The following is a 17,021-nucleotide window of genomic DNA, read 5'->3' as shown; positions in this document are numbered from 1 at the left end:
GACAACCGATCATTCGGTTGATCCTCTGGGGGCCAGTAATCCAGGAGCCCGGTCGGGCGTCAAGAGAAAAGCATTGCCTTGGGCGACCAGCAGTTGTAATGATCTTGTGCATGAGGGCCACGGGGACATTCAGCGCGTACGACGGGACCGAGCTCGCCTACCACGTCGTGGGCGAGGGAGAGCCTCTGATCTGCCTCCCCGGCGGCGCCATGCGCGCCTCCGCCTACCTCGGTGACCTGGGAGGACTCTCCGCGCACCGTCAGCTCGTCCTCCTCGACCTGCGCGGCACCGGCGGCTCCGCTGTCCCGGCCGACCCTTCGACGTACCGCTGCGAGCGGCTGGTCGCCGACGTCGAGGCGCTGCGCGAGCATCTGGGCCTGGAGCGGATGGACGTGCTGGCGCACTCGGCGGCGGGCAATCTGGGCATGCTGTACGCCGCTGCCCACCCCGGCCGCGTCCGCCGCCTGGCGCTCGTCACGCCGACCGCGTGGGCCGCGGGGGTTGCCGGTGACACCCGAGGACCGGCTGGCGGCGGCGCGGCTGCGAAAGGGCGAGCCGTGGTTCGAAGAGGCCTACGCCGCCCTCGACGCACAGCTGCGCGGCGTCGACACGGCCGGCTCGGCGTACCCGTTCTTCTACGGACGCTGGGACGCGGCCGCACAGGCGCACGCCGCGGCAAGTCCGCAGCAGCTCAACCGGGCGGCGGCAACGGTGTTCGCCACGGAGAGCACGTTCGACCCGCCGGCGACGCGCACCGCGCTGGCGGCGCTCGCAGTGCCCGTTCTCGTGCTCGCCGGGGAACGCGACGGCGTGCCCACCCCGGAGCGTGCCGCCGAGATCGCCGCCCTCTTCCCCGACGCCGAGTTGGCCGTCCAGCCCGGCGGCGGGCACTTCCCGTGGCTCGACGACCCGGGCTGGTTCGCCCGTACCGTCGGCGCCTTCTTCGACGCCGGGCTGCGGAGCGTACGGGCGAACGGCGTCCGGATCGCGTACCGCGCCTGGGGAGACCCCGCCGCGCCGCCCGTCGTACTGCTGCACGGCAGGTCCGGGAACAGCGCCCACTGGACGCACATCGCGGAGCGGCTCGCCGCCACCCGCCGGGTGTACGCCCCGGACCTGCGCGGGCACGGGATGAGCGACTGGCCGGGCAGCTACACGTACCCCCGGATGCGCGACGACGTACGGGCGTTCCTCGACGCGCTCGGTCTGGACCGTGTCGCCCTCGTCGGGCACTCCATGGGCGGCTCGGTCGCCTCGCTGGTGGCCCAGGCGTATCCGGAGCGGATCGGGCTGCTCGTGCTGGAGGACCCGCCGCCGCCGTTTCCCGCTGACCCGCGGCGACCGGTTCCCCGCCGTACGGACGAGGAACTCGACTTCGACTGGGAGGTCGTGCCGGCGACGGACGCGCAGTACAACGATCCCGACCCGGCTTGGTCCGAGGGGCTGGCAGGCATCACCGCGCCCGCTCTCCTGATAGCCGGCGGCTCCACCAGCCACCTGCCGCAGGACAGGCTCGCGCGGATGGCGGAACTGATTCCCGGCTGCCGCCTGGTGACCATCGACGCGGGCCATCACATCCATCATGAGCCCGAGGCGTTCCTCGCGGAGCTCAAGACGGCCGGCTGTTACTGACGCAATGTCTAGCAATGCGGCGTACCGACTGGTAATAATCATGCTGCCGGACTGCCACGACCGCCCAGGAGGCTCACGTTGACCGCTACCGACCGTTCCGCGCGTCTTCTCGTGGGTCTCCTCGCCGCAGCGGGCGCCGCCCACATCGTGGCGCCAAAGCAGTTCGACGCGATCGTGCCCGAGGTGCTGCCGGGAAGCCCCCGCGCGTGGACGCACGCGAGCGGCGTCGCCGAGCTGCTGCTTGCGGCGGGTCTCGCCGTGCCCCGTACGCGGCAGGTCAGCGCGGTCGCCGCCGCGTGCTTCTTCGCGGGCGTGTTCCCGGCCAACGTGAAGATGGCGTACGACTGGCGCCACAAGCCCGCCCCGCTCAGGGCCCTCGCCTACGCGCGGCTCCCGCTCCAGGTCCCGCTGGTGCTCTGGGCCGCCAAGGTGGGGCGGGAAGCCGCCCGCTGACTCAACGCCGGTGCGTGCGCGTGGTCTTGCGCCAGCCGAAGGGGCCGGGCAGATCCACCGAGGTGGTGCGGCGGCCCGTACTGCTGGTGGTGCGCCGGGGGCCGTTCCTGCCGCCCGTGGTGATGGACCAGGAGCGGCGGTTGATGTTCAGCCGCACCCCCGGGAGGATCCGGAAGCTCTTGCGGAATGTGATCGGCATGTGTGACGTCCTCCTGGGGTGGGACGGGATGGGTTGCTGTACGGGTTTCCCGTCCCGCCCGCGCCATGCCGCCTCCCGCCTGCCTCCGCCCCGCCGAATCTCGCTGGTGGAACGGAAACTGGCCTGCTTAGGATCCGACCGTGACCACGCCGACGGACGAACCCACCGAAACCTTCCCCCCGGCCGTCGTCCGGCGTCTCGCGCTGCTGGGAGAACGAGTCGCGTCGGGCGCCACCCCCGACGAGCGGGAACTCGCTGAACTGGCGGGGCTGATGGCGGGACCCATGGTGGAGTCGCCGGAGGCGGCGCTCGTCCTGGCCGGGCTGTACGAGCGACTGGGGCCCCTCATCGGCGGACCGCCCCCGCTGTCGTGGCGTACGGCCGCATTGCCGGTAAAGGTACGGATCGCCTGGCTACGCGCCGAGTTGCTCAACGAACCGACGGTGGTGCGGCAGGAGCTTCCGGGCGAACTCCTCTACCAGGCCGTGCGGCAGGCGAGCGTCACGAGTGCGCACCGGCCCAACCCCCTCGTGGCCGAGCTGGCGGGCAGCGGCGACCCCGTGCTCCAGGCCGAGGCGCTGCGGCTGGCCCGGCAGGGACTGCACGCCGGACTGCTGGCCCCCGCGCTCGTCCGCGAACACCTGGTCGGCCTGCTCGGCGCCGACAGCGCCGAAGTCGTGGCCGCCGCACTGGGCGAACTCACCCAACCATGGGCCGCGCAGCACCCCTTGCCGTCTGAACTCCTGGCCTCCTTTCTCGCCGCGAGCCCGGCGGCCACACGTCCCGGGGCGGCCGACGCCGCGCTCGCGGCCGCTGCCCATCACGGTCACCGCGACGTAATGCGGCAGGCTGTCGAGAATCCGGACCTGCCGCCACGTCTTCGGCGGCGGGCCCTGGAGCTGCTCGGCGACCTGGCCGAACGCGGCGACATCGGTGAACTGACGACCCTCGCCGCACAAGACCCGTTGCTGCTCGGCGGGCCGGCGGTGACCTGCCTGCGCGGTCTCCACCGGCGCGGGCACTTCCCGGACGACCGGGCCGTCCGGTCCATCGTCGGCCTGGCGCTCGCCGACCACACCATCGCCCCGGACGAGATCGCGACGGTCCTTTTCACCTGCCGCCAGGTGATGTTCCGGCTGCTGGTGGACGTGGCCGCCGACGATCCGAGCTGGCCCCGGCGGCTCGCCCTGTTGGTCGCCCTCGCCGGGCAGGGGCCGGGGGAACTGCCGATCGGGGAGGAAATCACGCGAGTGCTTCGCCTGTCTCCCTCACCCGGGCCGTTCCTCGACGCGATCCGTCGGCTGCGCCACGCCGAGGCCGAAGACGCCGTGATCGACCTCCTGCCCTCGGCACCCTTGGCGGCCCTGAACGCTCTGGAGGCCATGGGCGGGCACCGGACGGTGACGGCGCTGGCCGAAGGGCTCGGCCTGCCGCCGGACGGGGGGCCGGACACGGCCCCGGGCGAGGGCGAGGGTGTGATCGTGCCGCACCTTCGCGCCGTACGGAACCAGGCCCTTGAGGTCCTGTGGCATCTGAGCCACGAGCCGCACCAGCGGCACCGCATCCTCGTCCGTCTCGACCCAGCCGATCTGCCGGCCCGCATCGCGACCGATCTGGGCGCCCCCGATGAGCGGGAACTGGCCCTCCTCAGTTCCCACTTGGACCCGGACAAACCGGTGGAGGCCCTGTGTCGGCTGGCGGCCCACGGTGGCGCCCGCACGCTGCCGCTCGTATCCGACCTGCTGCTCGCCGTTGTGCGCGAGCAGGCGGCGGTATCGGAGCCGGGCGGCGCCGACACCCGGCCGCCCGCCAGTGGAGAGCCGGCCGGCGAACCCGCAGTGCCTCAGGAGGTGATTGACGCCCTGTACGCACTGGGCTGCCGCCTCCACGAGCGGGGGAAGATCAGACCGGCCTGCCTGCTCGACGCCGCCGATGCGCCGGAGGCCGGTCACGCCCTCGTCGCGACCGTGGCGCTGGATCTGCTGGACCGGCCCGGGCTGTCCGGCGGCGAGCAGTCGATTCTGCTCGGCATGCTGCTCGACGCCCCCAGCCCGCGCACCCGCCCGCGAGTGCACCGACTGCTGCGCTCCCGTGACCGGCATGTGCGCAAGCGCGTCATCGCGCTGCTCGCCCAGGACGCCACGGGACACGATGCCCAGGCGTTGTCAGCGACGTTGATCACCCTGACCGCCGCCCACGACATCCAGACCGTACGGCAGGCGCTCCTGGCCCTCGGTCAGGCGCGGGCAGGCTGGGCATCCGCCGCGATCGCCGCATGTCTGAGCCACCCGAACATGAACGTCAAAAAGACCGCCGCCGAGGTCCTTGCCCGGGCGGGCACAGCGGCGGCGGCGCCCGCCCTGCTCTTCTGGCTCGGGCACCACGACAATCCGGGCCTGCGCGCCACGCTCGTCAAAGCGCTGCGCGGGATACTCGGCGCCGCATACGCGGCGACCCTCCTCGCCGCCGCCGAACGCGGCGAGGACAGCCGCACGCGCGAACTGCTCCTGGCCGGCCTCGACGGCGTACTGCCGGCGCGTTCGGTTCTCGCCCTGGACGGCCAGGCATCACCGGTCGCACCGACGCTGCTCGCCCTGGTGGCGGCCGGGCGGGTGGCTCTCGCCTCCGGGACGATCGCGGATCTGGCGGTACCGCTGGCCAGACACGGCATCACCGTACCCGCGGCCCGGAAACCGCAGCCGGAGCCCGATCCGGACGAGAACGGAAAGGACCCCGAAGTCGCGTCGCTGCTGACCGAAGGCTGGAACTCCTCGGTCGCGCTGCGCATCGCGGACCGGCACGAGCCGCCGCACCCCGACCGCCTCCGGGAACTGCGGCCCATGCTGGCGGACTGGCTGCGCCTGGCGGGCTCCGCGCCCAACTCCGCAGGCACCGCACGAAGTCGCGTACTGGGGCTCACGCTCAGGCTGTGCCCCGCACCGCGGTCGGCCGGCGAACTGGCGACCTTCGCCCGGTTCGTTCACGTCCTGCTCGACGGGCTCACCGACGCTCGGGGCGGGCACGGGCACGACCTCGTCACGCTGCTGGAAGAGGTCGCGCCGATCCTGCCGGCCGTCGAGAAGCTGTCGGTGACGGACGCGGTACGCGCACTGCCCGCCGAGGCCGCCGGGGGCCGGTCCGTCCTGCCGCTGCTGCGACGATGTGGCGCGGTACTGGTCCGCACCGACCTCGACCGCGCCCTGGCCGCCGTCCGGCTCGGTGCTAACCCGTGGCAGGCTGAGACGGTCGTACTGCGTGACGCTTTCGCCGTTCCGCGCCCACCGGTTCCGGCCGGGACAGAGGCCGAGGCATGGGGGACCCGGCTGCGCGAGGCGGTACGTACGCCCAGCGGCCTGGAGGAATTCCGCCGCAACGCACCAGCCGACGACGCTCCGGGCTCACGGGACCGGCTGCGCGCCCTGATCGACGCCTATACGGCCGCTGGTCCGGACGTCCGCGACGCTCTCCTCGACTGGATGACGGTTCTTCAGCCCCTCGACGCACCGGCCTGGACCATCACGGAGACAACCGACGCACCGGCTCCGCGACTCGTGCACATTGACGATCTCGACCAGCCACGTTCCGCCGCACAGCGAGAGCGCCTGCTGGCCATGCTGAACGCCGCGGCCCCGGACCGCCGGGACGCCGCCGCCCTGACGCTCGCGAAGTGGCCGGAGCCCGAGATCGCCCGTCACGTGCTGCGAGCGTTTCTCCGGGGCAGTGTCACAGTGCCCGTCAACGCCGGTCTGGCCCGCACGCTGAACTCCTTCAGCGAGACGGAACTTACGAGCGACGAAATCCTGCCCGGCAGAGTGGTCTTCGCGGCCCGGCGACTCGACGACCCGGAGGGCCTGCGGCCGCTCCTGCCCCTGCTGCTGCGATGGTGGGAGCACGGCCCGCCCGCCATCCGCCCGGAAGCCGGACAAGCCCTGAACGGTGTCCCCGCGGACATGCTGGCGGCAGCCCTTGCCGACCGCATTGACGCAGGCGCCTGGGGGCTCCTGGACCTGCTCGCCGGCCGTCCACTGCTGCGCACTCCCCAACTGGACCGGGTCAACCGGCGGCTGCGCGCCGCAGGGCGCGACGACCTGGCGGACCGGCTCCGGTTCGTCGACGGCCCGCTGCGCGGCCCGGACGCCGAACAGCGGGACGCCGCCGTACTGGCCGAGCTGCGCGAGCGCGCACGAACGGCGCCCGGCCCTGCGGATCGTCCGTCCCGGGAGGACCTCCTGAACCTGGCCCGCACGGGTGACGCCGAGCAGATACGCCGCGCACTCAACCGCCTGGCCGAGGAGCACCACGGGCCAGCCCCGGACCAGGACCCCGCGCTGCGGCTGCTGATCGGTGAGCTGCTGAAGCACCCGAGGCCCAAGGTCCGTCTCCACGCCCACCGGACCTCGCGGGCGATGCTCGGCCGGCCGGCCCACATGCACCACACGGCGGTCCTGCTGGACGACCCCCAGCCCGACGTGGCGCGCCTGGCCGTCCGGACGCTCTGCCACGCCGCCTGGGAACCCGCGATCCCCACCGTGATCGACATGCTCACGCACTCACATCCCGTCGTCCGCAAGGCAGCACGCGAGGGACTGACCCGGATGGGCGCGTCGGTCGTCCCTGCTCTCAGACACGCCGCAGACCACGCCCGCCCCGACAAACGGTCCCTCTATACGGACCTGCTCACCCGGATCACGTCCGCCGACGACAGGCCCTAGGCCAGCCGAGTACGGCCGTTCAGTCCGGGGCCCGCACCGGACCCGTCGCCAGGACGGTCTCGACCGTGTCCGCCTCAGTGGCCGGCTTGTCCTCCCGGTAGCGCACCACGCGCGCGAAGCGCAGCGTCACGCCCTCCGGGTAGCGCGTGGACCGCTGAAGCCCGTCGTACGCGATCTCGACGACGAGTTTTGGACGTACGGTCACCACATGGCCGCTGTCGCCGGTGGCCAGCTCCAGCAGGCGCTGCGTCTGCCAGTCCAGCATCGCGTCGGTGAGTCCCTTGAAGGTCTTCCCGAGCATGGCGAACGTACCGTCCGGCCGCCGGGCGCCCAGATGCAGATTGGAGAGCTTGCCGGTCCGCCGGCCGTGTCCCCATTCGGCGGCCAGAACCACCAGATCGAGCGTGTGTACGGGCTTCACCTTGAGCCACGACGTGCCGCGCCGCCCGGCCTGGTACGGAGCGGCCAGCGCCTTGAGCACCACCCCTTCGTGGCCGCGCTCCAGTGTCTGCGCCAGGAAGTCTTCGGCCTGCGGCGCGTCGTCGGGGCCGGTCACCACCGTCCGGCGTACGCGCATCGGCTCGGGCACCAGCCGCGCCAGCCGCTCGTACCTGTCCGCGTACGGCAGGTCCAGGAGGACTTCATCGTCGAGCGCCAGTACGTCGAAGAAGACGGGGGACAGGGGAAGCGCCTCCCGCGCGGCCGCCACGTCGAGGCGGGAGCCGACGCGGCCCGCGATGTCCTGGAACGGGAGAGGCCTTCCTTCCGCGTCGAACGCGATGACCTCGCCGTCGAGAATGAACGGGTCACCGGTCAAGTCAGCGGCGACGGAAGCGAGTTCCGGTACGCGGTCCGTAATGTCGTCCAGGGTGCGCGTGAAGACGCGTACCCGGGTGCCGTCGCGGTGCACCTGCACCCGGATGCCGTCCAGCTTCTCCTCCACCGCGCAGGGCCCCAGCTTGCCGACCGCCGCGCCGACGCTCTGCCCGGGATGCGCCAGCATCGGCGGCACGGCGCGGCCCACCTGGAGGCTGAACTCCGCGAGCGCCGCGGGCCCTCCCGCCAGCAGCGCCTGACCGACCGCCACCAGCGAACCGCTCAGCATCACCGTCCGCCGCACATCGGCGGCGGGCACCGACGCCGCCGCGGCCAGCCCTTCCGCCGCCAGCGCGTCCAGCGCCCCTTGCCGCACCTCACCCGTGAGCAACCCGAACAGGAACTGCTGCTCCTCGTCGGTCGCCGCCCCCATCAGCTCCCGCACCAGCCGCCCCCGCTCCGCCTGCGCGCCCGGCCCGGCGACGCCCGCGAACGCGGTCAGCGCCGCGTCCACCTCACGCACGGTCAGCGTGGGTTCAGCGGCAGGGGTGACGGGCTCCCGCAGCAGACTCCAGCCGGTTCCGATGCGACCCTGGGGGAGGCGGCCCGCCAGATAGGGGATCGCGATCGGTACGTCGTCGGGCCCGGCGCTGCGGAAGAGCTCCGCCAGCAGCGCGGTCTTGCGCGAGCGCGCGGACGTCGAGGCGATCTCCCGCGACACCCGGGCGAGTGTGGCCAGCAGCATGCCCCCATCCTGCAACGCTGCCCGCCGTCCCGCCGCCCCTCAGCCCTATGGTCGGGCTGTGGCCCTCTTCCGTATCGAACGCCGAACACCGCTCTCCGTCGACGAGGCATGGCGGCGCCTGACCGTGTGGGAAGACCACGCCGCCCAGGTCCCGCTCACCCGCATCACCGTCACCACCCCGCCGCCGACGGCCGTGGGGACGGTGCTCGTGGCCCGCACGGGCCTGCGGCGCCTCGGCTTCGACGACCGCATGGAGGTCGTGGCCTGGGATCCGCCGGAGAGAGGCGGCTCCGGGCACTGCCGGCTGGAGAAGCGGGGCGCGGTGGTTCTCGGGTGGGCCGAGATCGACGTACGCCCGGCTCCGGGCGGGGCCGTCGTCGTCTGGACTGAGGACCTGCGGCTGCGGGGGCTTCCCCGGGCGCTCGACGGGGTGATCGAGCTCGCGGGCGGGATGGTCTTCGGCCGGGCGGTCAAGGGCCTGCTCGGCTCGCAGCCCGGCAGGTAACCGCCACCGCCCGGACCGGGACGGCGAACGGCCGTGCGATCGGGTGACTCTCGCGGTCGGACGACATGCGAGGACGGCCGGGAGGTTAATCGTGCGGTCATGAACCTTCAGCCCATTCCTGTGTACCGCGCTAGCACCCCGCGTGCCCGACGTGTCCGTACTGCCGGCGTCCTGTACGTCGCAGCCGCCGCCGCAGCCGCCGCGCTCCTGAGTGGCTGCGGGAACAGCGGCGACGACAAGACGGCCCGCGCCGCCGCCGGGCAGCCGGAGGTGCGGCAGACCCCCTCGCCGAGCCCCACGGGCTCCGCCCGGCTCACCGAGGACCAGGCCGCGCGCAAGGCCCTGGTCACGACCGCCAAGGTGACGGCAGACAAGGCGGCCGCCACGGCGGTGGGCGAGGTGTCGGGAAGCACGCTGCTCTCGATCGAGCTGAAGCGCTCGCCCCGTGGCGCCAGCCCCACCGCCAGCCCCACCGGCAGCCCGAGTCCGAGCCCGAGTCCCACTGGCAGCCCGAGCCCCGGCGCCCGTGGTGCGGTATGGGTCGCGGAGGTCTCGGAGAAGGACGGCACGGAGCACACCGTCCGCATCGACGCAGCGTCCGGTGACGTGATCCGGGCGCGGACGGACGCGGGTCAGGACGCCGACGACAAGGCGGAACGGGCCGAATGGCTCACCAAGATCAAGCAGACTCCGGAGCAGGTGGCCAAGGCCGCCACCGACCGGAAGAAGGGCACGGTCACCTCCATGGAGCTGGATGACGCCGACAGCGGTGACGTCATCTGGTCCGTCGAGGTCGTGACCACCGACGACTGGAACAAGACCACGTACGACATCGACGCGACGACCGGCGAAGTTCTGAGCGAGGACGTCGACCGCGACTGACACGTCGCGTCCCACCGGACGCGGTGGGCGACCGGCAGCCTCCTAACGGCCCCCGGAGCCCGCCGCGACGGTACGGGCCCATCGGTAGTCCGCCTTGCCGCTCGGCGAGCGCTGTATCTCCGGGGTGATCACCATCTGGCGGGGAATCTTGTACCCCGCGAGCCGGGTGCGGCAGTGAGCCTGGATGGCGTCCAGGCCAGGGGCGTCCGCGCCGTCGCGCAGCTGCACCACGGCCGCCACCCGATTGCCCCACTTCTCGTCCGGTACGCCGGCCACCAGCGCGTCGTACACATCCGGATGGGACTTGAGCGCCTGCTCGACCTCCTCCGGGTACACCTTCTCGCCGCCGGTGTTGATGCACTGCGAGCCCCGGCCGAGCACGGTAACGATGCCCTCCTCGTCCACCGTCGCCATGTCGCCCAGCAGCACCCACCGCTCGCCGCCCGCCTCGAAGAAGGTCTCGGCGGTCTTCTTCGGGTCGTTGTAGTAGCCCAGCGGGACATGCCCGCGCTGCGCGATCCGGCCCACCTCGCCGGGTGCGACGGGGGCGTACGTCGCCGGATCCACCACGGCGGTACGGGAGTTGACGCGCAGCCTGAACCCCTTGCCGGGACCCGAGTCGTCCGTCGCCGTGCCGTTGAAGCCGGACTCGGACGACCCGAAGTTGTTCAGCAGCATCACATGCGGCACCAGCGCCTGGAACTGCTCACGCACCGTCTCCGACATGATCGCGCCCGACGAGGAGACGCTGAACAGCGACGAGCAGTCGGTGCCCTTCATCGGGCCGTTCAGCGCGTCGATCAGCGGCCGCAGCATCGCGTCGCCGACCAGCGACACGCTGGTCACTTTCTCCTTTTCGATCGTCCGCAGCACCTCCTCGGGCGCGAACTTCCGGTGGACGACGACGCGCTGGCCGAAGAAGAACCCGATGAAGGCGGTGAGCGTCGACGTGCCGTGCATCAGCGGAGGAGTGGGGAAGAAAGTGATCCCGTCGCCGCCGGCCGCCACCCGCTCCGCCAGCTCCTGCGGGGACTTCACCGGATCGCCGGTGGGCGCGCCGCCGCCGAGCCCGGCGAAGAACAGGTCCTCCTGGCGCCACATCACCCCCTTCGGCATGCCGGTCGTGCCACCGGTGTAGATGATGAACTGGTCGTCGGCCGAGCGCGGCCCGAACCCCCGGCCGGCCGCCCCCGACGCCTCGGCCTCCGCGAACGGCACCGGCAGGACCGCGGGCTCCGGCGTGCCGCCGGTCGGCGTACCGACCCGTACGAGATGCCGGAGCTTGTCCGTCTGCGGCAGGGCGGCCGCGACCCGCTCGGTGAACTCGGCGTCGAAGACCAGCGCCACCAGGTTCGCGTCGCGGTAGAGGTAGACCAGCTCCTCCTCCACATAGCGGTAGTTGACGTTCACGGGAACGACGCGCGCCTTCAGGCAGGCCAGCACGGTCTGGAGGTATTCGATGCCGTTGTAGAGGTGCAGCCCCAGGTGCTCGCCGGGCTTCACGCCCGCGTCGATCAGATGGTGGGCGATGCGGTTGGCCGCCGCGTCCAGCTCGGAGTACGTGAGCCTGCGCTCCGCGCCCGTACCGGGATGGTCGGCGTACACGAGCGCCTCACGGTCCGGAACCGCGTCGACGACCGACTCGAACAGGTCGGCAAGGTTGTACTCCACCGTTCCTCCTGACCCAGGCTGCGGAATTCTCATCAGAGCAAACGGCGCCACAAGTGGGAAGGGGCTGCGCCGAATAAATCTGACTGACTGTCAGAAAGCTATTGAAGTGGGCGCCGCCCTACTGCAACCTGTTCTCGTTCCTGAGACGGGAGGCAGTCAAATGGGTGGTGGTACGGAACACCTCACCGTGCGGCGCGAAGGCGCCACGCTGGTGCTCACCTTGAACAGGCCGGAGGCGAAGAACGCGCTGTCGCTGCCGATGCTTGTAGGGCTGTACGACGGCTGGCTCGCCGCCGACGCGGACGACGAGATCCGCTCCGTCGTGCTGACCGGCGCGGGCGGCGACTTCTGCGCCGGTATGGATCTCAAAGCTCTCGCGGGCGACCGGGGCATGGGCGGTGACCAGTACCGCGAGCGGATGAAGGCCGACCCCGACCTTCACTGGAAGGCGATGCTGCGCCACCACCGCCCCCGCAAACCGGTCGTCGCCGCTGTCGAGGGTTACTGCGTAGCAGGCGGTACGGAGATCCTCCAGGGCACCGACATCCGCGTCGCCGGACAAAGCGCCACCTTCGGCCTCTTCGAGGCCAGGCGGGGGCTGTTCCCCATCGGCGGCTCGACCGTACGCCTGCCGCGCCAGATTCCGCGCACCCACGCCCTGGAGATGCTGCTCACCGGTCGCCCGTACCCGGCGGCGGAAGCCGAGCGCATCGGACTCGTCGGCCATGTCGTCCCCGACGGCACCGCCCTCGACAAGGCCCTCGCCATCGCCGGGCAGATCAACGCCTGCGGCCCGCTCGCCGTCGAGGCGATCAAGGCGTCGGTGTACGAGACGGCGGAGATGACCGAAACCGAAGGCCTGGCGGCCGAACTCAAGCGTGGCTGGCCCATTTTCGACACCGCCGACGCGAAGGAGGGCGCCCGCGCCTTCGCCGAGAAACGCGATCCACTCTACCGGCGCGCCTGAGAAGGAAGCCTGAGAAGGAGCCGTACATGCCCGAAGTCCTCAGTGCCCCGCTCGTTGTCGAGTTCCCCTTCACCCGCTCCCTCGGCCCCGTACAGAGCGCCTTCCTCACCGGACTTCGCGAGCGCGTCGTCCTCGGCGTGAAGACCGCCGGCGGCGGGGTGCTCGTGCCGCCCGTCGAGTACGACCCGGTGACCGCCGAAGAGATCCGCGACCTGGTCGAAGTCGCCCCCACGGGCACCGTCACCACCTGGGCCTGGAACCCGGCCCCGCGCCGGGACCAGCCCCTCGCAACGCCCTTCGCCTGGGTCCTGGTGAAGCTCGACGGCGCCGACACCGCCCTCCTGCACGTTCTGGACGCGCCGGGCCCCGACGCCGTACGCACCGGCATGCGCGTCCGCGTCCGCTGGGCCGGCGAACGTACGGGAGCCATCACCGACATCGCCTGCTTCGAGCCGTACGAGAGCGAGAACAGCGGGCCGGCGGCCCCGCACGACGGCGGCTTCGCCGACCCTGTCACCGGCATCACCACCCCCGCCCGCCTCGACTACACGTACAGCCCCGGCCGCGCCCCCACCGACTACATCAACGCGCTCGCCGAGCAGCGCACCGTCGGTGAGCGCTGCCCCTCCTGTCGCAAGGTGTACGTCCCGCCCCGCGGCGCCTGCCCCACCTGTGGCATCGCGACCGCCGAGCGGGTCGAGGTCGGCCCCCGCGGCACCGTCACCACCTTCTGCATCGTCAACATCAAGGCGCGCAATCTCGACATCGAAGTCCCGTACGTCTACGGGCACATCGCACTCGACGGCGCCGACCTGGCCCTGCACGGCCGGATCGGCGGCATCCCGTACGACCAGGTGCGGATGGGTCTGCGCGTCGAGCCGGTGTGGACCGAGGGCGGCCGCTATCCCGACCATTACCGGCCCACCGGCGAACCGGACGCCGACTACGACGCGTACAAGGAGCTGATCTGATGCCCGGGATGCGTGAGATCGCGATCGTGGCATTCGCGCAGACCGATCACCTCCGCTGCACCGACGAGGTCTCGGAAGTCGAGATGCTGATGCCGGTGCTGCACGACGTGCTCGGGCGCACCGGCCTGAAGACCAGCGACATCGACTTCACCTGCTCCGGATCGAGCGACTACCTCGCGGGCCGCGCCTTCTCCTTCACCATGGCGCTCGACGGTGTGGGCGCCTGGCCGCCGATCTCCGAGTCCCATGTGGAGATGGACGGCGCCTGGGCGCTGTACGAGGCCTGGGTGAAGCTCCTGACCGGCGAGGCCGACACCGCGCTCGTCTACGCGTACGGCAAGTCGTCACCCGGCGAGCTCCGCGACGTACTGACCCGCCAGCTCGACCCGTACTACGTCGCCCCCCTCTGGCCGGACTCCGTGTCCCTCGCCGCGCTCCAGGCGCAGGCGCTGATCGACGCGGGCGACACCGACGAGCCCGCCCTCGCGGCGGTCGCGGCCCGCAGCCGTACCGCCGCCGCGGCCAATCCGCACGCCCAGCTCGGCGGATCCGTCCCCGCCGGCGAGTACCTCGTACAGCCGCTGCGTACGGGCGACTGCCCGCCCATCGGCGACGGCGCGGCCGCGGTGATCCTGGCGGCGGGCGACACCGCGCGCCGGCTGTGCGAGCGACCCGCCTGGATCCGCGGCATGGACCACCGCATCGAGGCGCACAGCCTGGGCGTACGCGACCTCACCGACTCCCCGTCGGCCCGGCAGGCAGCCGAGCGGGCCGGGGCCTTCGAACGGCCCGTCGACACCGCCGAGCTGCACGCGCCCTTCACCTCCCAGGAGGTCGTCCTGCGCAAGGCCCTGCGCCTGGGCGGTGACGTGAACGTCAACCCGTCCGGCGGGGCGCTCGCCGCCAACCCCGTCATGGCGGCCGGACTCATCAGGCTCGGCGAGGCGGCGGCCCGTATTCACCGCGGAGAGTCCGACCGGGCGCTCGCGCACGCCACTTCGGGGCCCTGCCTGCAACAGAACCTCGTCGCCGTCCTGGAGGGGGAATGATGACCAAGGAGCCCGTCGCCGTCGTAGGCATCGGCCAGACGAAGCATGTCGCCGCCCGCCGCGACGTCTCCATCGCCGGTCTCGTGCGCGAAGCCGCCCAGCGGTCCCTGGACGACGCCCGGTTGACGTGGGCGGACATCGACGCCGTCGTCATCGGCAAGGCCCCCGACTTCTTCGAGGGCGTGATGATGCCGGAGCTCTACCTCGCGGACGCGCTGGGCGCCGTCGGCAAGCCCATGCTCCGCGTCCACACGGCGGGCTCCGTCGGAGGCTCCACCGCCCTCGTCGCCGCCAACCTGATCGCCGCCCGCGTCCACGGCACGGTGCTCACCCTCGCCTTCGAAAAACAGTCCGAGTCCAACGCGATGTGGGGCCTGTCCCTGCCCGTCCCGTTTCAGCAGCCGCTGCTCGCCGGGGCCGGCGGCTTCTTCGCGCCGCACATCCGGGCGTACATGCGCCGCAGCGGCGCACCCGACACCGTGGGCTCCGTCGTCGCGTACAAGGACCGCCGCAACGCCCTCAAGAACCCATACGCCCACCTCCACGAGCCCGACATCACCCTTGAGAAGGTCCAGGCCTCGCCGATGCTCTGGGACCCCGTCCGCTACTCCGAGACGTGCCCCTCCTCCGACGGCGCGTGCGCGATGATCCTCACCGGGCGGGCCGGCGCCGCCCGCGCACCGCACCCGCCCGCCTGGGTGCACGGCGGCGCGATGCGCAGCGAACCCACCCTCTTCGCCGGCAAGGACTTCGTCTCCCCACAGGCGGGCAAGGACTGCGCCGCCGACGTCTACCGCCAGGCGGGCATCACCGATCCGCGCCGGGAGATCGACGCCGTCGAGATGTACGTGCCCTTCTCCTGGTACGAGCCGATGTGGCTGGAGAACCTGGGCTTCGCCGCCGAGGGGGAGGGCTGGAAGCTCACCGAGTCCGGCGTCACGGAACTCGACGGTGACCTGCCCGTGAACCCGTCCGGCGGTGTCCTGTCCACCAACCCCATCGGCGCCTCCGGCATGATCCGCTTCGCCGAGGCCGCCCTCCAGGTGCGCGGACAGGCCGGAGAGCACCAGGTCGACGGCGCCCGCAGGGCCCTGGGCCATGCCTATGGCGGCGGCGCCCAGTTCTTCTCCATGTGGCTGGTCGGCGCCGAACCGCCCACCGGGTGAGAGCCGTCGCGGCCTGTCCGTCGCCGGGGACGATCGCTAGGCTGACCGGCGGACGACGAACCGGGAGGAGCAGGGACGTGGCCGAGAGCATCACTGCGCAGCGGGTTACGGGCTGGGACAAGCCGGAGCAGCTGGACCTGAGCAAAGCGGACTGGCAGTCGGGCAGTCAGGGGGCGGGCGACGTTCAGATCGCGTTCGTCGAGGGATTCATCGCGATGCGCAATGCCGCTGCCCCCGGCAGCCCGTCACTGATCTTCAATCCGGCCGAGTGGCGAGCCTTCGTCCTGAACGCGCGGGACGGCGCCTTCGATCTGACCTGAGCCTGTTGAGCTCTCCGATTTGGCCCGGCAGTCGGCGACGAGGTACGGCAGGCCGGGAACCATCATCAGCAGAGGGACCCACAGTGGCAGTTCGAAGAGCGGATCGTCACCGGTCAGCCAGGCCGTGAGGAAGGTGGCAGGGAGCCCGATCAGCAGCTGGACGAGCAACAGCTTTCTGAACCCGAGGCTCCCGCGCCGTATCTCCCAGGTGACCACGACAATCGCGAGGACGGCGCAGAAGACGAGGCGGCTCGGGATGACGGGCCGCTCGTACGACCAGTGCAGCAAGTGTGAGAGCAGTAGCATCGGGCCGAAGACGCACGGGATCAGCGCCGCCATGCGCAGTGCCCGCTGACGCAGCGGCTTGCGTGCCCGGGCCCAGGCGGCGGCGAAGGACTTCACGTCCTCCCCGACGACGTCCTTCGCGTCACGCCCGGCCGCCGCGGCGTCGTCCAGGTGTGCGGAGAGCTCGTCGAGCATCTCCCGTACGGAGGCGTCGTCGATGCCGCGGTACTCCCAGTTGCTCTTGCATATGGCCACTACGTGCTCACGCGTCATGGTGTGTTTCCCCCGGGTCGTTGTTCAGGGTCCGCCCGACCGCCTCGGAGAAGTGTTGCCAGGCGGCGCGGCCGACGGTCAGTTCGGCCCGCCCCTCGTCGGTCAGCCGGTAGTACTTGCGCGGCGCGCCGCCCGTGGCCGAAGGGGCGCGGAAGGTGTCCACGAGACCCGTTCGTTCCATCCGGGCCAGCAGCGGATAGATGCTGCCTTCGCTGACCAGATCGAGCCCGGTCGCGGCGAGAGCCTCGACGAACTCATAGCCGTAACGCGGCCGCTCGGCGATCAGCGCGAGCAGGCACAGGTCGAGCACGCCACGCAGAAGCTGACTGCGCCGCTGGTCACCTGCGGCGGCGGGCAGCTTCTCTGTCATGCGGT

14 protein-coding genes and 1 pseudogene are annotated in these 17,021 nt (G+C 71.7%); 10 read left to right on the top strand and 5 right to left on the bottom strand.

Annotated elements, in window-relative coordinates; all coding sequences use genetic code 11:
• Positions 1 to 110: 110 nt before the first annotated feature.
• Together J7E89_RS12460 and J7E89_RS12455 are read left to right on the top strand one after the other, a co-directional pair.
• A pseudogene (locus J7E89_RS12460) lies at positions 111 to 1,632 on the top strand (alpha/beta fold hydrolase).
• Between the two features lie 78 nt (positions 1,633 to 1,710).
• Complete coding sequence (locus J7E89_RS12455; protein WP_214972728.1) at positions 1,711 to 2,085, top strand: DoxX family protein; 375 nt, start codon at positions 1,711 to 1,713, stop codon at positions 2,083 to 2,085.
• Between the two features lies 1 nt (position 2,086).
• Here J7E89_RS12455 and J7E89_RS12450 read toward each other — a convergent pair whose 3' ends face one another.
• On the bottom strand, positions 2,087 to 2,284 hold the full coding sequence (locus J7E89_RS12450; RefSeq protein ID WP_214972726.1) for a DUF4236 domain-containing protein: 198 nt from the start codon (positions 2,282 to 2,284) through the stop codon (positions 2,087 to 2,089).
• A gap of 140 nt (positions 2,285 to 2,424) precedes the next feature.
• On the opposite strand from J7E89_RS12450, the gene J7E89_RS42045 reads away from it, so the two are divergent.
• Complete coding sequence (locus tag J7E89_RS42045) at positions 2,425 to 6,996, top strand: HEAT repeat domain-containing protein (protein ID WP_214972724.1); 4,572 nt, start codon at positions 2,425 to 2,427, stop codon at positions 6,994 to 6,996.
• A gap of 19 nt (positions 6,997 to 7,015) precedes the next feature.
• Here the strand turns inward: J7E89_RS42045 and J7E89_RS12440 are convergent, their stop codons facing one another.
• Complete coding sequence (locus J7E89_RS12440; RefSeq protein ID WP_214972722.1) at positions 7,016 to 8,557, bottom strand: ATP-dependent DNA ligase; 1,542 nt, start codon at positions 8,555 to 8,557, stop codon at positions 7,016 to 7,018.
• 58 nt (positions 8,558 to 8,615) lie between these two features.
• Here J7E89_RS12440 and J7E89_RS12435 point away from each other — a divergent pair, with 58 nt between their 5' ends.
• Together J7E89_RS12435 and J7E89_RS12430 are read left to right on the top strand one after the other, a co-directional pair.
• Positions 8,616 to 9,062: an SRPBCC family protein gene (locus J7E89_RS12435; protein ID WP_214972720.1), complete on the top strand. Its 447-nt coding sequence runs from the start codon at positions 8,616 to 8,618 to the stop codon at positions 9,060 to 9,062.
• A 99-nt stretch (positions 9,063 to 9,161) separates the two neighbouring features.
• A complete protein-coding gene (locus J7E89_RS12430) occupies positions 9,162 to 9,944 on the top strand; it encodes a PepSY domain-containing protein (protein ID WP_214972718.1) in 783 nt (260 codons plus the stop codon).
• A gap of 42 nt (positions 9,945 to 9,986) precedes the next feature.
• Here the strand turns inward: J7E89_RS12430 and J7E89_RS12425 are convergent, their stop codons facing one another.
• Positions 9,987 to 11,615 carry an acyl-CoA synthetase gene (locus J7E89_RS12425; RefSeq protein ID WP_214972712.1) on the bottom strand — a complete coding sequence of 543 codons (1,629 nt, stop codon included), beginning with the start codon at positions 11,613 to 11,615 and terminating at the stop codon, positions 9,987 to 9,989.
• A gap of 160 nt (positions 11,616 to 11,775) precedes the next feature.
• Here J7E89_RS12425 and J7E89_RS12420 point away from each other — a divergent pair, with 160 nt between their 5' ends.
• The 5 genes from J7E89_RS12420 to J7E89_RS12400 all read left to right on the top strand — a co-directional run bounded on the left by J7E89_RS12420 (position 11,776) and on the right by J7E89_RS12400 (position 16,088).
• On the top strand, positions 11,776 to 12,582 hold the full coding sequence (locus J7E89_RS12420; protein WP_214972711.1) for a crotonase/enoyl-CoA hydratase family protein: 807 nt from the start codon (positions 11,776 to 11,778) through the stop codon (positions 12,580 to 12,582).
• 26 nt (positions 12,583 to 12,608) lie between these two features.
• Positions 12,609 to 13,553 (top strand): Zn-ribbon domain-containing OB-fold protein, encoded by a 945-nt coding sequence (locus J7E89_RS12415; RefSeq protein ID WP_214972710.1) that lies wholly within the window; start codon positions 12,609 to 12,611, stop codon positions 13,551 to 13,553.
• A gap of 8 nt (positions 13,554 to 13,561) precedes the next feature.
• Positions 13,562 to 14,602, top strand: coding sequence for a thiolase domain-containing protein (locus tag J7E89_RS12410; RefSeq protein ID WP_214972784.1), 1,041 nt, complete (start codon positions 13,562 to 13,564; stop codon positions 14,600 to 14,602).
• Positions 14,602 to 15,768, top strand: coding sequence for a thiolase domain-containing protein (locus J7E89_RS12405; RefSeq protein ID WP_214972782.1), 1,167 nt, complete (start codon positions 14,602 to 14,604; stop codon positions 15,766 to 15,768). The genes J7E89_RS12410 and J7E89_RS12405 overlap by 1 nt, the downstream gene beginning before the upstream one ends.
• A gap of 77 nt (positions 15,769 to 15,845) precedes the next feature.
• Positions 15,846 to 16,088 carry a DUF397 domain-containing protein gene (locus tag J7E89_RS12400; protein ID WP_214972709.1) on the top strand — a complete coding sequence of 81 codons (243 nt, stop codon included), beginning with the start codon at positions 15,846 to 15,848 and terminating at the stop codon, positions 16,086 to 16,088.
• On the opposite strand, the gene J7E89_RS12395 is transcribed toward J7E89_RS12400, so the two are convergent.
• The gene (locus J7E89_RS12395) at positions 16,014 to 16,646 is read right to left on the bottom strand and encodes a hypothetical protein (protein WP_214972708.1); all 633 of its coding nucleotides are present in this window, start codon (positions 16,644 to 16,646) and stop codon (positions 16,014 to 16,016) included. The genes J7E89_RS12400 and J7E89_RS12395 overlap by 75 nt on opposite strands.
• Entirely contained in the window at positions 16,636 to 17,016 is a 381-nt protein-coding gene (locus J7E89_RS12390; protein ID WP_214972707.1) for a PadR family transcriptional regulator, read from the bottom strand. The genes J7E89_RS12395 and J7E89_RS12390 overlap by 11 nt, the downstream gene beginning before the upstream one ends.
• Positions 17,017 to 17,021 lie beyond the last annotated feature (5 nt).

The sequence above is a fragment of the Streptomyces sp. ISL-100 genome (genome assembly GCF_018614615.1).
Taxonomy (GTDB): Bacteria; Actinomycetota; Actinomycetes; order Streptomycetales; family Streptomycetaceae; genus Streptomyces.
This window is presented reverse-complemented; position numbering and strand designations above follow the sequence as displayed.

What these genes read in the sequence shown, in the direction of transcription:
- J7E89_RS12450 (WP_214972726.1), bottom strand. Translation starts at nt 2,284, where the DNA reads ATGCCGATCACATTCCGCAAGAGCTTCCGGATCCTCCCGGGGGTGCGG.
- J7E89_RS12440 (WP_214972722.1), bottom strand. Translation starts at nt 8,557, where the DNA reads ATGCTGCTGGCCACACTCGCCCGGGTGTCGCGGGAGATCGCCTCGACG.
- J7E89_RS12430 (WP_214972718.1), top strand. Translation starts at nt 9,162, where the DNA reads ATGAACCTTCAGCCCATTCCTGTGTACCGCGCTAGCACCCCGCGTGCC.
- J7E89_RS12420 (WP_214972711.1), top strand. Translation starts at nt 11,776, where the DNA reads ATGGGTGGTGGTACGGAACACCTCACCGTGCGGCGCGAAGGCGCCACG.
- J7E89_RS12415 (WP_214972710.1), top strand. Translation starts at nt 12,609, where the DNA reads ATGCCCGAAGTCCTCAGTGCCCCGCTCGTTGTCGAGTTCCCCTTCACC.
- J7E89_RS12410 (WP_214972784.1), top strand. Translation starts at nt 13,562, where the DNA reads ATGCGTGAGATCGCGATCGTGGCATTCGCGCAGACCGATCACCTCCGC.
- J7E89_RS12405 (WP_214972782.1), top strand. Translation starts at nt 14,602, where the DNA reads ATGACCAAGGAGCCCGTCGCCGTCGTAGGCATCGGCCAGACGAAGCAT.
- J7E89_RS12395 (WP_214972708.1), bottom strand. Translation starts at nt 16,646, where the DNA reads ATGACGCGTGAGCACGTAGTGGCCATATGCAAGAGCAACTGGGAGTAC.
- J7E89_RS12390 (WP_214972707.1), bottom strand. Translation starts at nt 17,016, where the DNA reads ATGACAGAGAAGCTGCCCGCCGCCGCAGGTGACCAGCGGCGCAGTCAG.